Raw genomic sequence first — 17,141 nt, forward strand, 5'->3', positions numbered from 1 at the left:
CATCGATTCACCCCTTTATAGAAATAGGACGTGGCGCTCTGATTGCGGCTCTTAGAAGGTTGGACCAACGCGCCAAATGCCAAAGTCAAACTGTTTTAAAATCTCCGCCTTGGTCAGCTTGCCGGAGCACACCTGCTCGATTTCGTCAAAGATACGCTGCCCGACGCTTTCGATCGACTCCTTGCCTTCGATAATCGTGCCTGCGTTGACATCGATATTATCGCCCATCTTTTCATAGATCGTCGTATTGGTGGCGATCTTGATCACGGGTGCAATCGGCGAACCAGTCGGTGTGCCGCGCCCAGTGGTGAAGAGTACGATTTGTGCACCGCCGGCGACCATTCCGGTCAACTGCTCAATGTCATGTCCAGGCGTATCCATCCAGACTAGCCCCTTTTTGCTTGGCATTTGGGCGTAGTCGATCAATTCCTGCAGCGGTCGGGTACCCGCTTTGTTGGCTGCCCCGAGTGATTTTTCCTCAAGCGAACTGATCCCTCCTGCGATATTGCCTGGGCTCGGATTGCCGGTACGGATGTCAACGCCCATCATGATCGAACGGTTTTCCATCGCCTGGATCACCTCGTAGACGCGTTTGGCTACCTTTTCGTCGGCAGCCCGGTTGGCCAACAGGTGCTCCGCCCCAATCAACTCGGTCGTCTCGGCCAAGATGGAGGTGCCACCGCAATCGACGATCATATCGCTGACCACCCCGACCGCCGGATTGGCGGAGAGACCGGAGCAGGCGTCGGAACCGCCGCACTCTGTCCCGACGATCAGTTCGCTGAAACCGCACAACTCCCGCTGTTGGGCCGAAGCATCTTGGACCAGCTTGGCGGCCAGTCTGGCTCCTTGGGCGATGGCCATCAGTGTACCGCCGTGATCTTGAATCGATACGACTTCGACAGGTTTGCCGCTCTTGGCGATCTCGCCGGCAACGCTTCTGGCCTGGTGTGTCTCGCAGCCCAGCCCGAGGACGACCACTCCGTATACATTGGGATTGGTGCCCATCCCGACGTAGGTGCGAAACGTTTGCTCATAGTCAACGCCCACTTGGGCACAGCCATGCTGGTGAATGAACGAAACGGTTCCCTGCACCAGTTCCGTAATCTGCTTAGCCGCTTGTGTGGCGCAGGTGATGGTAGGCAGAATCAGGACGTGATTACGGATGCCGACGCGGCCGTCTGGACGTCGATAACCCCAAAATGTACGCTCAGTTTTCATGGACAGCCCTATCTCCTCTCCCGCGTTTTCCTTCTAGATTGTGGACGTGGACGTGTTCTCCCGGCTGTATGTCCCGCGAGGCTGCGCCGATCACTTCCCCGTACTTGAAAATGTCATCCGCTTGTCGGATCGGCACGACGGCGAACTTGTGTCCAAACGGAATCGTTTCCTTCAGTTCAACCGTGTAGTGGGTATCCTGACAGGTGATGTGGACGACACTGCCTGCCGGGATCTCCATCAGCGCCACCGCCACCTGGTCCTGCGGCTTCATCATAATCGAACGGTATTCCGTACTCATGGAACCACCTCCTGGGCTAGCAGTTTCTAATGCGGCAATGACAGCGGCATACGATTGATAGAGAAGAGACGGCTACGAAAGCGCTGTCATCGTCTTGCGCAAGGCGCGAACGGGATTGCGCAAAATGCCGATCCCTGGAATCTGAATCTCGATCCGGTCGCCGTCTGCCAGGGTAAAGTCGTTAGGAGGAACAATGCTGGTACCGGTCAAGAGAACCGTACCGTCAAAGATTTGATTGTCCTGTATCAAAAACGAAACCAGCTCATCCAGTCGTCGTTTTAATTGACGGGTACTGGCCGAGCCTTCGACCACTTGTTGCTGGTCGCGATAGATGCGGCAGATGATCTCCAGGCTGTAGGGATCGGGTACCGTTTCGGCCAAGCGGATGGCGGGGCCGATCGAGCAGGAGTCTTTCCAGATTTTTGCCTGTGGCAAATAGAGCGGGTTTTCTCCTTCGATATCGCGGCAGCTCATGTCATTGCCGATCGTGTAGCCAACAATCGTCCCGTGCTGATCGAGGACGAGTCCCAGTTCCGGCTCCGGGATCTGCCAGTTGGAATCACTGCGCAGGGAGAGAGGAGCATCGGGCCCCACTGTCCTGGCCGACGTCGACTTGAAAAAAATCTCTGGCCGCCAGGCATCGTACACCTTGTCGTAAAATGTGGTCACATCCAGCTTCCCGGCAGTTGCCTCGTAATTCCTCGCTTCCTTGCTCTTCTCGTAGGTGACGCCGCATGCCCAGATCTCTGGAGCCACGATCGGCACCAACAATCGCAGCTGCTCCAGAGATTGCGCTAACGGCTCCACATCGCTGATCATCCGCTTTACCAATGTAAGCGGAGTGGTCTTGAGCCGGTCAGCCTCTCGGATCAGCTCCATAAACTCCTGATACGGCAGGGGATATACCTGTCCGTCATCTGTAAGTGCGGCACATCTCGGTTTCTCATCTGAATCAACAAATCGAATGACGCGCATCGCCAGCCTCCTTCATACATGTTTTTGCAGTTTATCCCACAGCGGTGGAGAAGCGGCAGCTAGTCCCGTGACGATGGCCGCCGATCTGTTTCCGCTATTGGACGACGTTTCTTGCAATTGTTTTACATTATAAAACTTAGTATTACTATTACGACATTCGGATGGATAATCTTACTATAGTATACAGATCAAGAAATGATCAACGATTTTTTTAATAAAAACTGTTCAGAAAATTTGCTGTTGTCTAGGTTTATGCCCGCGTGTTATAGTGGGTTTACCTAATATGTAAAACTTGGTTTATTATACTAAACCACTCCGTATGATCTATTCCATTCAGCAGCAAGAAACCGGAAAGGCGTTGGTGTGTTCATGCAAAAAAAGTATTGGGTGCCGGCGGTTGAGCGGGCAGATGCGATTCTCCACCTTTTGGCCGCAGAACCTTCCCAACTCCGATTGATGGATTTGTCCAACCGTCTGGGGATACACAAGAGCTCGATGTTTTCGCTTCTTCACACCATGGAAACGCTGGGGTGGATCGTAAAGGAAAAAGGGGATACCTATTCGCTGGGACCGTCTCTTGGCGCGTTAAGCGCTTCGTATTTCAGACAGTTTAGTATTTTGGAGTCTTTTTATTTGGAAGCGGTCTCTTCTGTAAAACGCGTCGATGAGACGGTGCAGTTATCAATCCTGGATGGGCGAGACATCATCTATCTGGCCAAACGGGAATGCGCCGGTCCGGTACGAGTGGTGACCGATCCCGGTATGCGCTACCCTGCCTATGCGACTGCGATGGGCAAAGTACAGTTGTCGCAGTTCAGCTATGACCAGCTAAAAACGCTTTATCCTGAGCCGAAGCTGGAGGCGAAAACCCCTTTTACCGTAAAAGATGTGGATCAATTGTGGCAGCAGCTGGAGCAGATTCGGGGACAAGGATACGGGAGCGAACAGCAGGAAGCGACGCCAGGGTTTTACTGTGTCGCCGCGCCGATTTTTAATCACGAAAACCGCATCATCGCTGCCGTCAGTTTCACGATGCTGGAGAACAGATGGCTGGAAAAATCGGAACTAGCCACGACGGAGATCATCGATCTGGCCAGACGGCTCTCCACTCATGCGGGACACACAAGATAAGTGGTGCAGTAAGGAAAAGAGGGGGAGGCAGATGAGATTAAAGGGGAAAGTTGCCTTGATTACCGGGGCGGGCTCGGGCATCGGCAGAAGCACCGCCCTCCTGTTCGCCAGCCAAGGGGCGAAAGTGATCGTCAACGATATCTCCGATGCACAAGGTAGCGACACCGTCGCGGAGATTGTACGGCAGGGAGGGGAGGGGCTCTTTCTCAAGGGGGATGTCACAAAGGCGGAAGAAGTGGAGGCGATTGCGAGACGAGCGATTGAGCGATACCGGCAGATTGACGTCTTGTTCAATAACGCTGGCATCTCCGGAGTAGGCGCCGTCCATGAAACGGCGGAAGACCTCTGGGATCGGGTAGTCAATGTGAACATCAAGGGGGTCTTTCTGGTCAGCAAAGCCGTCCTGCCCCACATGATGGCACGCCGAACAGGAAGCATCATCAACATGTCCTCCTGTATCGCTGAGATCGGCTTGCAGCGCAGAGCGGTCTACTCGGCCAGCAAGGGAGCCGTTCTGGCCCTGACCAAGTCGATGCAGGTGGATTACGCCACCTACAACATCAGAGTCAATGCGCTGTTGCCGGGGACGATTCTCACCCCGTTTGTCGAGGAATATCTGCGAAAGTCCTACGATAATCCAGAGGAAGCGATGGAGAGCCTGAAGCAGCGCCAACTGAGCGGTGATCTGGGACGCCCGGAAGACGTAGCGCAAGCAGCGCTTTACCTCGCTTCCGATGAGTCGAGATTTATGATGGGCTCACCGCTGTACATTGATGGCGGCGCGACGTTTGGAAAGATGGCATGAAGGAGCCGGTCACATCCAGCGACCGGCTCTGATTCCTTCATCAGTTTCAGCATAAGCCAGGCTTACATAGCGAATCGGAGGGGTTCTACAATGAAAATCGTAACATTTCACACAGGATCTGATTGGCAGTTAGGAGTAAAAACAGAGCGAGGGGTCTTATCCACTGCAAACACAACAGTGGGGGACACTGACCATCCCAAGTTGCCGCAGACTGTCCGCCAGTATCTTGACGGAGGAGAAGCTGCCCACCGCCAGTTGGCCAACTACATCCAGGCCGCCGAGAAGACCGGCGAAGATGAACTGTTTCTGCAGGAAGCGAGTCTGCATTTTGGACCTTGTGTCCCTGATCCAGGCAAAATCATCTGTGTCGGCTTAAACTACCGAAAGCATGCGGAAGAATCCAACATGCCCGTTCCCCCATACCCGGTGCTGTTCAACAAATATATCAACACACTGGCGGGACACGGAGAGGAGATTTTCCTGCCGCCTGATGCAAAACAGGTCGATTACGAAGCGGAGCTGGCGATCGTGATCGGCAGACAGGCAAAGCGGGTGGCGCGAGAAGCTGCCCTGAACTATGTGGCAGGATACTGCAATGCCAATGATTTGTCGGCCCGCGACTTGCAGTTCCGCACCAACCAGTGGCTGCTTGGCAAGTGCTGTGACGGGTTTAGTCCCATCGGTCCCTACCTGGTGACCGCAGACGAAGTGGGAGATCCCAACCAGCTTGAAATCAAGACGTTCGTAAATGGCGAGCTGAGACAGCACTCCCATACTTCGGATATGATCTTCCACTGCGATCAGATCGTCAGCTATCTCTCTCATTACATGACGCTTGAACCAGGGGATGTCATCCTGACCGGAACACCAGAAGGCGTCATCATGGGATACCCAAAAGAGAAACAGGTCTGGCTCAAAGACGGAGATGAAGTGACAATTGAGATTGAAAAGCTGGGGAAGCTGACCAATCGGATGAGAGAAGAGCGGCTGTAGACATAGCCGACCTCCAAGAAAACAGACTTGTTCAAAAAGCCAATGCGAAGCGGACGAGAAAGTGTCGCTGCGTCGTTTTTTAAGATGCGGCGGCAAGACCCCCGCTTCGTATTGGCATATGTATTTCTTCATTAATATAAGAAACAACACGAATAGGTGCAGGAGAAAAGGGAAAGGGCTGTTGGAAGAGATGCACAATGATATTAAAATCTTGGTAAATAAGGTATGATATAAGAGAAAGAATGAAAACGAAAGAAAATTCTATCAAAAAAGCAATGGAACGATTGACGGGAGAGTAATGTGTATAGTATTGTGTATACATAAAGCACATTCAAATCATAAAAGGTGTTAAACAATGCCGAAATATAACTTAAAACCGATTGTAAAAGAAGAGACAACGAAAGAGCGAGCGTACAAGGAAATCAAGAGCGCCATTCTCAATGGCTATATTTCCTATGACGAGATTTTTACGGAAGTGCAGCTCGCAGAATCGCTGAATACGTCTCGAACGCCGATTCGGGAAGCGGTTCAGGATTTGATCAAGGAGGGATTGGTGATCGCCATCCCCCGCAAAGGATTGACGGTCAGAAAGATCACGGAAAATGAGCTGGAGCAGATCTTTATGCTGCGCATCTCCATTGAAAGTGAAGTGATCAAGAAGCTGACCGGCATGATCAGCCAAAAGCAGTTGGAAGAGCTGAAACAGATCTGCCAAGACCAGGAAGAGGCGATGAACAACGACGAAGGAGCCGTGTTTATCAACCTCGATCAGAACTTCCATCTAACTTTAACCCGATTTGCCAGCTATGAACTGGTCGAGCAGGTCTTGCTCAACCTGCATGATCTGAGCACGCTGATTGGGTTGCAGGCGGTAAAGCGGAAAAACCGCATGAATGAAGTCCTGCAGGAACATCTGGCCATCATCGAAGCGATGGAGACACAGGATCCTGAACAGGCTGCCCGCCGCATGATTGAGCATCTCAGACTGACGAACAAGTCGATCAAACTACAGGAAAAAGGAGAGACATCGTAATGAGCAAACCAACCAACGAGCTTTCGCCGCAACTGATTGAAGCACTGCAGGGACAGACCGTCGTTTTCGTCAATGTCATTGAGCCTGAGTCGAAAAAGGTGTACACGTCAGCGCTTTCCTGGGTGTTTGCCACTGACGACAAGACGATCCGCTTTGCGATCGACACTAAGTCGGAAATGGTTGCCATCCTGGAAAAAGACCCGAAAATTACACTCAGCTTTATTGCAGATGAGAGCGCTTACGCTGTCTACGGAAATGCGACGGTCAAAGTACGCAAGACGGAGGACTTGACGCTAAAAATGGCGCTGCTCGAAGTTGCGGTGGAAGAAGTGCGTAACATCATGTTCTATGGTGGGAAAATCGTACAGGAGCCTAGCTTTATCAAGACCTATAATGCCGATTTGGCCAAGAAGCTGGATAACGAAATGAAAGAGGCGCTGTACGCCCTGTAACCGATCAGGGAACAGCAGCGGCCGGCCATCAGCGCCGGTCGCCCGCAAGTGCACGAGGCAGAAAACTGGCATTACTGTGAATTGTCGTTTTTTTTGGCCAGTTTGTGTATACACAATACAATATTCAATATTCCCGGTATCCGGGAAACACCGAGGAAGGGGATTGGCTATGACAAGAACCGGAAAACAGTACTTGGACTCTCTGAAGGACAACAGATGTGTGTACATCGGCGGGGAACGGGTCGAAGATGTGACCACCCATCCCGCTTTTGCCGGTATTGCACAGAGCTTCGCCGGTCTGTACGATTACGCTGCAAACCCTGAGAACGACATGACCTACATTACGGAGGATGGAACGGTCGCCAACAAGATCTACATGATGCCGAAAAGCAGGGAAGACCTGGCGGTACGCCGAGAAGCAATTGCCAAATGGGCGAGGCAGACGTGTGGCTTTGCTGGTAGAAGTCCTGACCACGTCGCCAGTTTTCTTGCCGGATTCGCCAGCCATCCGGAAGTGTTTGCGCGTGGTGGAGAACGGTATCAGGAGAATGTCCAGCGTTTCTACAAATATGCTCGTGACAACGACCTGTTTGTCACCTACGTCATCATTCCGCCACAGATCGATCGCAGCAAAGCGGCTCATGAACAAGAGGAGAAATATCTGCCTGTAGGTGTGTATGAAGAAAAGCAGGACGGAATTGTCGTGCGCGGCTCACAGATGTTGGGAACCAGTTCAGCGGTCAGCAATTACCTGTTCGTCAGCTGTATCACCCCGCTCCGTCCGGGGGATGAAGATTATGCCGTTTCCTTTGTCGTACCGATGGACGCACCAGGGTTGAAGATGTATGCTCGTCCCAGCTTTGCAGCAGACAAGCCGAGTACCTTTGACTATCCGCTGTCTACCCGCTTTGATGAAAGTGACTCGCTGCTGGTGTTTGACGACGTATTTATCCCTTGGGAAAACGTGTTTGTCTATAAAAATATCGATTTGTGCCGCGCTCAATTCCATGAGACGCCAGCCCACATCTGGGGGAACAATCAAGCGCAGACGCGCTTTACGACCAAGCTAAAGTTCTTGCTGGGGATCGCGCGTAAAATCACGGAGATGAACGGAACGGACAGATTTCCGCAAGTTCAGGAAAAGCTGGGGGAATTGGCTTCACTTGCTTCTTCCGTAGAAGCAGCACTGCTCGCTTCGGAATACAGCTGCATCACCGACAAGAATGGCATGGTTCGACCCAATCCTCGCTTCCTGTATGGTGTGGTAGGAATGCAGGACTACCTGTATCCGACCGTTATCAAGATCTTGCGTGAGCTGGCCGGTGGCGGCGTACTCCAGGTCCCTTCGTCGTACAAGGAGATGGTGAATCCGGAGACCAAAGACGATATCCGCCGCTACATTCGCTCATCCAACGGAGATTCCGAACAGCGGATCCAATTGTTTAAACTGGCATGGGATGTGATCGGCTCAGAGTTTGGCGGTCGACACCAGCAATACGAGCTGTTTTACAACGGGGCTCCGTTTGTTGTGAAAGGATATTCGTTCCGCAACTACGGATACCAGGAGACAGTTGAGTTGGTCGATGCTTTCTTGGCCAGCTACGGACTGCCAGGGAAAGAAAACTCCGAAACTTCGGACAAGGTAGAGCAGATGTAACCACAAAAAAACAAAAAAAGAAGTTTCAAACAGAGAAAGAGAGGCAATAGGAAATGAAGGTAGCATCCATTCAGTTGGAAATCAAAGATCAGGAGTCGAAAGAGCAGCGGATTGCTCGCGTCGAATCGATGCTTGGAGAAGTGGCAGGCTGTGATTTGGTTGTTCTGCCGGAAATCTGGGCCACCGGATACTTCTCCTTTGATCGCTATCATGAAGAAGCAGAAGAGCTGGACGGTCCGTTTGTCCAGCGGATGTCGGCCAAAGCAAAAGAACTGCATACCTACCTGTTCGCTGGCAGTTTTGTAGAGCGGCAAGGGGATCGTTACTACAACACCAGTGTCTTGTTTAACCCTGAGGGTGGCATAGTCGGGACATACCGCAAGATCCACCTGTTCCGCTATGGTTCTGCCGAGGGTGAGCTGCTGACGCGAGGGGAGGAGATCTCCGTATTTGACACGCCTTTTGGCAAAGTAGGGCTGGCCACTTGTTATGATTTGCGTTTCCCGGAACTGTTTCGCAAGCAAGTGGATCTCGGGGCAGAAATCCTGCTGATCACCTCTGCCTGGCCGCATCAGCGACTCGCTCACTGGAACCTGTTCAATTCTGTGCGCGCCTTGGAAAACCAGTGCTTTTTGATCTCCAGCAACTGTGTCGGAACTACGAGAAATGTACTTCTGGGCGGTCACAGTCAGGTTGTCGATCCGTGGGGGATCACGGTTGCATCGGGTGGAGAGCACGAGACCATCGTGAGGACGGAGATCGACACGGAACAAATCAAGCGGATTCGGGAGGTCTTCCCACAATTGAAGCACCGTGTCCTATGACCAGAGAACACACCAGGGAGGGAAGCAGATGAAGCTCTACACGGCCGATTTTACACTGGACTGGAAACCACAGCGGCTTGTAATTGCCGGGTATACGGGAAGAGACCAAGAGGCTGTCAAAAAACACATCGATGAATTATTGGAACTTGGCGTGCCGGCGCCCAGACGGGTTCCGATGATCTACGATCTCTCCCCGGAACTGCTGCGGACATCAGAGGAGATTTCCGTGGTCTGCAATGATTCCAGCGGCGAAGCGGAAGTCGTCCTGCTGGATGTCGACGGGAGTTGGTATGTGGGGCTAGGCAGCGACCACACCGATCGCGTATTGGAGGCTGTCTCGGTCCAAAAATCAAAACAGGTTTGCGCCAAGCCGATGGCCAGAGAAGTATGGCCCCTTGATTCGATTGCTGATCACTGGGACGAGATTGAACTCCGTAGTTGGGTCACCATCAACGGTGAAGAGCAGCTTTACCAATCTGGCAGGCTGGACGCTTTTCTGGCACCGCAGGATCTGCTCGATATCGTCCGGCAGCGTGACTATGCGGCGCCTAACATGGCCTTGTTTTGTGGCACACTGGCCTTGATCGATGGGCAATTCCAATATGGCGAGGCGTTTCGCGCCGAGTTGCTAGACAACAAAACCAACCGCTCAATCAGCCTTTCCTACGAGGTAAAACAGCTGAAAAATGCAGAGGAGGACGAATAATCATGGCAAAACCGGAACTGGAATTTACCGACTACCGCAAGTTTGAGGCAAAACCGTTCAGCAAAGTGGAGGGGTTGTCGGAGAGAGTGATCGCTGCCGATCCCGAGACAAAAGTAGCGACTCGCATCCTGCAGTTTGAACCAGGAACCGATACCTCACCAAACGGCGTTCAGATACACGACTTCTGGGAGGAGCTGTACATCATCGAAGGCTCTATCATCGACCTTAACCTCAATGAAGAATTCTCTGCGGGAATGGTGGCATGTCGCCCTCCGGGCATGAAACACGGCCCGTGGAAATCGCCGAATGGCTGCAAAATTTTTGAAGTTCGTTACTACGCCAAGTGACCGTTTAGGGAACCGGACAGGGGAGCCATGCTGCACTCCTGCCTTTCCATAGATCATCTAACTAACAGGTTCCGTAGGGGGTAAAAAAACATGAACAAGGCAAAGAAGATGTTTCAAGCAATTGCGACTGGTCTGCTCTCCGCTGCGCTCTTGACGGCTTGCGGAGGCGGTGGAGCACCGGCTGACTCCACGCAAGGAGGGCCGACTGATTCCGGAAGCGGAGAAGCGGCACAAGAGACACTGAAGTTGAAGATGGCTTATATCACCAAGGAAAATAGTGCCTGGCATCTGGCCGCTGAGCGGATCAACTCCATTCTCAAGGAAAAGTCGAACGGTCGCATTACTGTCGAACTATTCCCGGGTGGACAGCTGGGGAACGAAACGGACATGATGCAGCAGATCAACACAGGAAGTGTTGATATGGGAATTATTACGACAGCTCAGCTGAGCAGTTCTTCTGAGGCATTTGGAGCATGGTTGATGCCGTTTGTCGTTGATACCCACCAGCAGGCTTACAAGCTGATGAAAAGTGACGAGGCCAATGCCTTGTTTGACACGCTGACCAAAGAAAACGTCCATGGATTAGGCTACCTGACAACCGGCTTCCGCTACATGTTGTCCACCAAGCCGATTGAAAGTAAACAGCAGTTGGAAGGGCTGAAGTTGCGGACTACTCCAAGCCCAACGATCCTTGATTACTGGACAGCGTTAAAGGCAAGCCCAACTCCGATGCCGCTGACCGAAGTCTACACCTCCTTGCAAACAGGTGTGATTGATGCGATCGACATCGATTCTGACTCACTGGTTAATGAGAAGCTGACAGAAATCGCCAAGCATATGACGCCGGACAAGCATATGTACTGGGCTGGCGGCGTGTTGATCAACAAGGATCGCTGGAGCGGTTTGTCCGATGAAGACAAGAAGCTGATTGAAGAAGCGGTCGATACGGCGATGCAAGAAAACATTGAATACCTGGAAACGAGTGAAGCCGACCTGTTGGCCAACTACGAACAAAAATACGGCATTACCAACGTGTACGAATTGAAAGATAAGGAACAACTGCAACAGCAAGTCCAACCTGTTATCGACGCTTGGGTGCAAAAGGCACCGGAAATCGGGAAGTTCCTGGAGAAGGCAAAACAAATCGCAGCTGAGTAGGTGGTAATGTGATCTCCATCATCGCTGGCCTTTTGGATAAGCTGCTGGTCTGGTTAAGTATCGCAACCGGAGCTGCACTGACAATCAACATGGTTGTAGCGGTATTTTTCCGCTACGTGATCAATCACGCCATTTTTTGGGCGGACGAACTCTCGCTCTATCTCTTTTGCTGGGCGACATTCCTGGGAGCTTGTCTCGCCGTAAAGCGTTCCGATATGGCGGCGGTCACGGTTTTGCTTGACCGCCTGCCTCCTGCAGCTCGCTTTGTCGTTCAACTGGTGATTCACGTCTGTGTCCTGTTGTTCGCAGCAGTGATCGGTTATTACTCGATCATCTGGGTGATGAGTCCAAGTGTCGATCAGTACTCCCCGACCATCCCGATCAAGTTGTCCATGCTGTATTCCATCCTTCCTGTCGGAATGTTCTGCATGATGGTGTTTGCATTGGAACATATCGTGGATTTGGTGAAAAACAGGAAGTCTGGGGAAGGGGAGAATCAGAAATGATTTCAGGCGTCGGATTTTTTCTGCTGATGATCATCGGGGTGCCGATTGCATTTGTACTCGGCATCACCGCACTACTGTACGTCTACTCTACCGGCAACATCGCCATCCTGCAGTCGATGCCGTCCAAGATGTTTAACGGACTGCAAAACTTTGGGCTGGTGGCCATCCCCATGTTTATCCTGTTGGGAGAGATCATGAACCGAGGGGGAATTACCAATCGGCTGATCGAATTTTCCAAGGTGATCTTCGGGCATTTGCGAGGCGGGCTTGCCTATGTTAACGTTGTCGCCAACATGTTTCTCGCCTCGATTATCGGATCGGCCAACGCCCAGACCGCAGTGATGAGCCAAGTGGTTGTGCCATCGATGGAGAAAGAGGGATACAAACGCGATTTTAGTACGGCGTTGACGGCCGGATCATCGATCATGGGTCCGCTGATACCGCCAAGCATGCCGTTTATCATTTACGGGGTGACAGCAGGCGTCTCGATTGGCAGTCTGTTTTTGGCCGGTATTTTGCCAGGTGTCCTGTTTGCCATCGGATTCGGATTGTATATCTACTTGATCGCCAAGAAGGAAAACTTTCCACAGTCGGAACGAGTCGGCTGGAACAAGGCGGTAAAGTCAACTCTGTATGTGCTGCCTGCCTTGAGCATCCCGATTCTGATCATGGCCGGTATTACGACGGGAGCTTTTACGGCCACTGAGTCAGCGGCAATTGCTGCCTTCTTCGCGCTGATCGTGGGAGCCTTCTTTTATCGGGAACTGAAGTGGCAGCATCTGCCGCAAATCCTGCTGCGGACGATTATTACGACATCCACCGTCACTTTTTTGTTGGCTACATCCAATATCTTTGGTTGGGTGCTCAACTTCCAGCGGATCCCGCAGTTGATCACTGATGCCTTTCTGTTTGTGGCCGATAATGCGATCGTCTTTCTGTTGTTGGTGAACATCCTGCTGCTGGTTGTAGGAATGTTCCTGGAAGGCGTGGCGGCGCTGATCCTGCTGACACCGATTCTACTGCCGGCTGCTGCCAGCTTTGGTGTCGATCCTGTACACCTCGGGGTGATCATCGTGATCAACCTGACGCTGGGACTGTTGACGCCCCCGGTGGGGACGGTGTTGTTTATTGCATCAGCCATTGCCCAGGTCAAGATTGAGCATCTGGTTCGCCGCCTGGTTCCCTTCCTGGCGATCTCGTTTGCCATCTTGATCCTGATCACTTACGTACCGTGGCTCACCCAGTGGATTCCCGGTATGTTCAATCCGCAGTAGGAGCAGGATGACAGAATTCCTGCACTACCTCGTCTGCATAACAAAACAGTTGCTGAGCCATGTGCGCCATGTGCTCAGCAACTGTTTTTCATTGCTGCCCCTTTTTCCTCTACACGTCACTCTCCTGCTGTTGCTCTGGATCGGCCATCTCCAGGATGATATTTTTCACCTGCTGCCGTTTGTTTTGGGGGACAAGGACATACAAGACATCGCCTGTGTGGATCTTCGTTTTCCCTCGAGGGGTAATCAACTTATCCCCTCGTATCACCGCAGTCACAAGCGCATCTTGCGGCAGGCGCAGTAGGCGAAGCTCTTCACCTGCAATCTTGGCTCCTTCCACAATCTCGATTTCGATAATTTCTGCATTGGTCTTGCCGATCGAAACCAGTTCCAGACTGTGGGGAACTGGGGTTTTCTTTTCCCCTGAGAGTCCCAGTTTGTTGGCCAGCGGGGAAATCGTCGCTCCTTGAATCAAAGCGGAGGTCAACACGACGAAAAATACAACATTAAACAGGAGTTGGCTGTGCTCCAGACCAGCGAGCATGGGATAGGTGGCCAAAACAATCGGGACTGCCCCCCTCAATCCGGCCCATGAGATAAACATTTTCTCTTTTGTACTGTAGCGCATCCACATCATGCTGACGAAAACACCGATCGGCCTGGCGATCAGCATCAGCAGCAGCGATAACGCAATGCCCTCCCAGATGATGTCCAGCAGCTGCGCCGGGAACACCAGCAGCCCCAGCAGGACAAACATCAAGATCTGCATCATCCAGGCGAATCCTTCATTAAAACGGAAGATCGAATGTCGATAGGTCAAGTCGGAGTTTCCTACCATGACCGCCATCACGTAAACGGCAAGCAGGCCGCTGCCGCCAAGAACCGATGTGCTGCTGTAGGTTAAGATGGCAAATGCCATCGATAAAACAGGATAGAGCCCAGAGGAATCCAGGTTGATTTTGTTTATGCTCCACACCGATAATTTTCCCATCAACCAGCCCATCGCAAGCCCAAAGCCCATCTGCCAGCCAAAATCCAAAAGCAGATGGAGATAATTTGTCTCAGGATACTGGATCAGCTCGATCAGCGCAACGGTTAGAAAGATGGCCATCGGGTCGTTGGTTCCGGACTCTGCTTCCAGCGTTGAGGTCAGTTTTCGTTGGATGTTCTTGTTGCCGAGAACAGCAAACACTGCCGCAGCGTCGGTAGAACCAACAATCGCTCCAAACAGCATGCCTTCCAACCAGGAAACATCCAAAATAAACTTCGCAAATGCGCCGATGATCACCGTTGTAAGAAAAACGCCGATGGTGGCCAATGAGAGAGAGGGAGCTATCACTTTACGAACATAACCCCACTTGGTTTGCAATCCACCTTCAAACAAAATAACGATCAGCGCAAGCGTACCGAAAAGCTGGGTCAAATAGGCATTGTCATAATAAATAAACTCGCTTAAGACCATACCGACCGCGATGAAGAACACAAGCGACGGCAGCCCGATGCGGGAGGAGAACTTGGTAGTGAGAACACCGATGATGAGAAGCATGGAGAACAATAATATGGCATCATTAACTGTGAACAACAACGCTTCACCCTCTTTTCCGTCGCATCTTCGGTACGAACCAATGTCTTTATTATAAAACAATTTTGTTCCGCCAGTAGGCAAGGTTTGTCAACCGTCTGATCCGCTATCGGACCTCACAGCCCCCTGTTTACAGAATATTCCCTACTAAAGTACAATCTTAGCAAGGTGACAAATATTCTCCTCTTCCTAAGAGTATAGCAGAAAAGGTAGGGTGTGCGCATGAGCATGACCAGTGAGAGATGGGGTGCCAGCAATCCGAGTCCCTTTGACGGGAGATGTGGAATAACGAGTAGTAGAATCGCCGCGGCGGCAGATAAGCGAGCGCTGCTGCAACTAGCCGCTCAAGGTGCCGAGCGGGACGATCTGTCTCACGCGGCCAAGGTGATGAACGCCTACTTCAAGCTGGTCAAGAACAGCCAAGCATCAACTCTGCCGGAGGATTTGTTCATCGGAGTATATCTGCTAAGTTTATGGCAGGAACGTGTACAGCAGCAGCACCCGTCATTGCAGCGGAAGGCCGACTTTCTTTGCAGATGCCTAGAATCACTCTCTGCTCAGGTATTTGCCCAGGTGATTGAGCAAATCTATCAGTACAGCAAACAGCATCAGACGTTTGTTTTGATGTTTGCCGTATTGGACCGTGCTGTGGAGCGTTTTCAGGGGCAGCGTGAGAAGCTGTTTCGTTTGTGGGCCAAGAATTCCTCGGCATGGTATTACATGAAGGATTATCAGAAGGGCTATGAGTCCTCATTAAATGCACTTCAGTACTGTGATCATGCTGACGAAACCTCGCTCTCCCATCTGCTGATCAGACACGGCAATCTCTGTCTTCAGTTAAAGAAATACAAAGAGGCATTGTTCTCTTACTTAAAGGGATACAACTTGCTGGATCATAAAACGAACTCCTTTTCGTTGGCCTGTAAGGTGAACATCGGCCGTACCTATTTCAAACTGTATGATTACGAGAACGCTCGAGGGCATTGGGAAGAAGTACTGGCGCATACATCCGCGGATGATGCCATTCGCATCAATCTGTTGACCGATTTTGCTTTTTTGGAACTAACAAAAGGAGACTATACGAGAGGGAGGGCCCTCTATTATGAGACGGAGCGGCTGCTTTCGAGACTGACAGAGAGCGAAAGAGAAGCGTACGCAATCGAAGCGATCTTGCACCAACGTAACGGAGCGCTGCTCTTGTACCCAAGGGATCCTAGATTGGCACTGAAGCAGATGCTGGAGAGCGCCTACAAAATGATCACATCCCCCTTAAAAGACGAAATCTTTGAAACAGTCTATTTAATGGTTGTCTTTTTGGCGAAATATGGTAATATATGTGATGAGGACGATCTCCGCAAACTGGAGAACCTCAGAAAATATATTGATTGAGGGGGAGTATTTATGAAAAAGTTCCTGTATTCTCTGCTCATCATCGCCGCGTTGTTATCCATCGGTACATCCGTCTATGCCGGTCCTGTGGAACCTGACGTAATCAAACATGATAAGTAGTCCATTCTTATACATCTGGTACCTGCGCAACAACTGTCGACGGACGATCCCGTCGACGGTTTTTTTACGTATTAGAAAGTACAAATTTCTGGAGAGGAACCCCCCTCTTTTTTTAAAAAGTCTACGATTTGATTGTTTTGGAGAACGGAAGGTTTTCTCCTCGTTCAACTTTCTATTCTGCTCGAGTGATGGAGAGATATACGATGTAGCGTAGTTGATTTGAAGCATCAGCACGGGACTGTGTTCGCAACAAAGCATGGGAAGAACTATCATTGGCGGCCAACCGTTTTACCTAATATCCAAATAAATCGAATAAGCGAAACCAATCAAGAATTCACAAAATTTTAATAATGCCTTCGTGGATCGGACATATCCAGATGATATACTAAAGCTAGATAAATAGAAAAAAACAGATGGGAGTATGAGGTGACAAAGATGAATCTCGTGTTGACGGAGAGAAAATGTCGAGTTTGCAAAACCAAGCTAACTGAGTATGAATATGAGCAAAAAGACGAGTTGTGCATGGAGTGCTACCAAGAGCAGGTACAATCGAAGGACAACCGTTCAGCATAAGGACTGGTAGCGGCAACAGATGCCAGGATACCATCACAGATCGCCCTCCGGCGGCCCCTCGAATGGATAGAGGTAGCAGCGGAGGGCGATGCTTTTG

General features: G+C 51.1%; 17 protein-coding genes. 13 read left to right on the plus strand and 4 right to left on the minus strand.

Features of this window, described 5'->3' with window-relative positions; translation table 11 throughout:
• Positions 1-51 precede the first annotated feature (51 nt).
• From LOK74_RS02295 to LOK74_RS02305, 3 genes are all read right to left on the minus strand, one after another.
• Positions 52-1,221, minus strand: a complete 1,170-nt coding sequence (locus tag LOK74_RS02295) for a UxaA family hydrolase (protein WP_230045017.1) — start codon at positions 1,219-1,221, stop codon at positions 52-54.
• A complete protein-coding gene (locus tag LOK74_RS02300; RefSeq protein WP_230045018.1) occupies positions 1,211-1,519 on the minus strand; it encodes a UxaA family hydrolase in 309 nt (102 codons plus the stop codon). Before LOK74_RS02300 ends, LOK74_RS02295 begins: the two co-directional genes overlap by 11 nt.
• A gap of 72 nt (positions 1,520-1,591) precedes the next feature.
• Positions 1,592-2,494 (minus strand): fumarylacetoacetate hydrolase family protein, encoded by a 903-nt coding sequence (locus tag LOK74_RS02305; RefSeq protein ID WP_230045019.1) that lies wholly within the window; start codon positions 2,492-2,494, stop codon positions 1,592-1,594.
• A 369-nt stretch (positions 2,495-2,863) separates the two neighbouring features.
• Here LOK74_RS02305 and LOK74_RS02310 point away from each other — a divergent pair, with 369 nt between their 5' ends.
• The 12 genes from LOK74_RS02310 (at position 2,864) to LOK74_RS02365 (ending at position 13,380) form a co-directional block, all read left to right on the plus strand.
• Complete coding sequence (locus LOK74_RS02310; protein ID WP_230045020.1) at positions 2,864-3,625, plus strand: IclR family transcriptional regulator; 762 nt, start codon at positions 2,864-2,866, stop codon at positions 3,623-3,625.
• Positions 3,626-3,656: 31 nt separating this feature from the next.
• Entirely contained in the window at positions 3,657-4,430 is a 774-nt protein-coding gene (locus tag LOK74_RS02315) for an SDR family NAD(P)-dependent oxidoreductase (RefSeq protein WP_230045021.1), read from the plus strand.
• Positions 4,431-4,520: 90 nt separating this feature from the next.
• Positions 4,521-5,423 carry a fumarylacetoacetate hydrolase family protein gene (locus LOK74_RS02320; protein ID WP_230045022.1) on the plus strand — a complete coding sequence of 301 codons (903 nt, stop codon included), beginning with the start codon at positions 4,521-4,523 and terminating at the stop codon, positions 5,421-5,423.
• A gap of 355 nt (positions 5,424-5,778) precedes the next feature.
• A complete protein-coding gene (locus tag LOK74_RS02325; RefSeq protein WP_230045023.1) occupies positions 5,779-6,456 on the plus strand; it encodes a GntR family transcriptional regulator in 678 nt (225 codons plus the stop codon).
• Positions 6,456-6,908 (plus strand): PNPOx family protein, encoded by a 453-nt coding sequence (locus tag LOK74_RS02330; protein ID WP_230045024.1) that lies wholly within the window; start codon positions 6,456-6,458, stop codon positions 6,906-6,908. Before LOK74_RS02325 ends, LOK74_RS02330 begins: the two co-directional genes overlap by 1 nt.
• 169 nt (positions 6,909-7,077) lie before the next feature.
• A complete protein-coding gene (locus tag LOK74_RS02335; protein WP_230045025.1) occupies positions 7,078-8,565 on the plus strand; it encodes a 4-hydroxyphenylacetate 3-hydroxylase family protein in 1,488 nt (495 codons plus the stop codon).
• A gap of 53 nt (positions 8,566-8,618) precedes the next feature.
• Positions 8,619-9,389 (plus strand): carbon-nitrogen family hydrolase, encoded by a 771-nt coding sequence (locus LOK74_RS02340; RefSeq protein ID WP_230045026.1) that lies wholly within the window; start codon positions 8,619-8,621, stop codon positions 9,387-9,389.
• Positions 9,390-9,417: 28 nt separating this feature from the next.
• The gene (locus LOK74_RS02345) at positions 9,418-10,095 is read left to right on the plus strand and encodes a DUF2848 domain-containing protein (RefSeq protein ID WP_230045027.1); all 678 of its coding nucleotides are present in this window, start codon (positions 9,418-9,420) and stop codon (positions 10,093-10,095) included.
• A 2-nt stretch (positions 10,096-10,097) separates the two neighbouring features.
• The gene (locus tag LOK74_RS02350) at positions 10,098-10,442 is read left to right on the plus strand and encodes a cupin domain-containing protein (RefSeq protein ID WP_230045028.1); all 345 of its coding nucleotides are present in this window, start codon (positions 10,098-10,100) and stop codon (positions 10,440-10,442) included.
• Between the two features lie 90 nt (positions 10,443-10,532).
• Positions 10,533-11,600, plus strand: a complete 1,068-nt coding sequence (locus tag LOK74_RS02355; RefSeq protein ID WP_230045029.1) for a TRAP transporter substrate-binding protein — start codon at positions 10,533-10,535, stop codon at positions 11,598-11,600.
• An 8-nt stretch (positions 11,601-11,608) separates the two neighbouring features.
• The gene (locus LOK74_RS02360) at positions 11,609-12,106 is read left to right on the plus strand and encodes a TRAP transporter small permease (protein ID WP_230045030.1); all 498 of its coding nucleotides are present in this window, start codon (positions 11,609-11,611) and stop codon (positions 12,104-12,106) included.
• Entirely contained in the window at positions 12,103-13,380 is a 1,278-nt protein-coding gene (locus LOK74_RS02365; protein ID WP_230045031.1) for a TRAP transporter large permease, read from the plus strand. The genes LOK74_RS02360 and LOK74_RS02365 overlap by 4 nt, the downstream gene beginning before the upstream one ends.
• Before the next feature lie 109 nt (positions 13,381-13,489).
• Here LOK74_RS02365 and LOK74_RS02370 read toward each other — a convergent pair whose 3' ends face one another.
• A complete protein-coding gene (locus LOK74_RS02370; protein WP_230045032.1) occupies positions 13,490-14,965 on the minus strand; it encodes a potassium/proton antiporter in 1,476 nt (491 codons plus the stop codon).
• A gap of 219 nt (positions 14,966-15,184) precedes the next feature.
• Between LOK74_RS02370 and LOK74_RS02375 the strand changes: the two genes are divergently transcribed.
• Complete coding sequence (locus LOK74_RS02375) at positions 15,185-16,351, plus strand: hypothetical protein (protein WP_230045033.1); 1,167 nt, start codon at positions 15,185-15,187, stop codon at positions 16,349-16,351.
• Positions 16,352-17,141 lie beyond the last annotated feature (790 nt).

This window comes from Brevibacillus humidisoli, assembly GCF_020923435.1.
In the GTDB taxonomy this organism is placed as follows: domain Bacteria; phylum Bacillota; class Bacilli; order Brevibacillales; family Brevibacillaceae; genus Brevibacillus_E; species Brevibacillus_E humidisoli.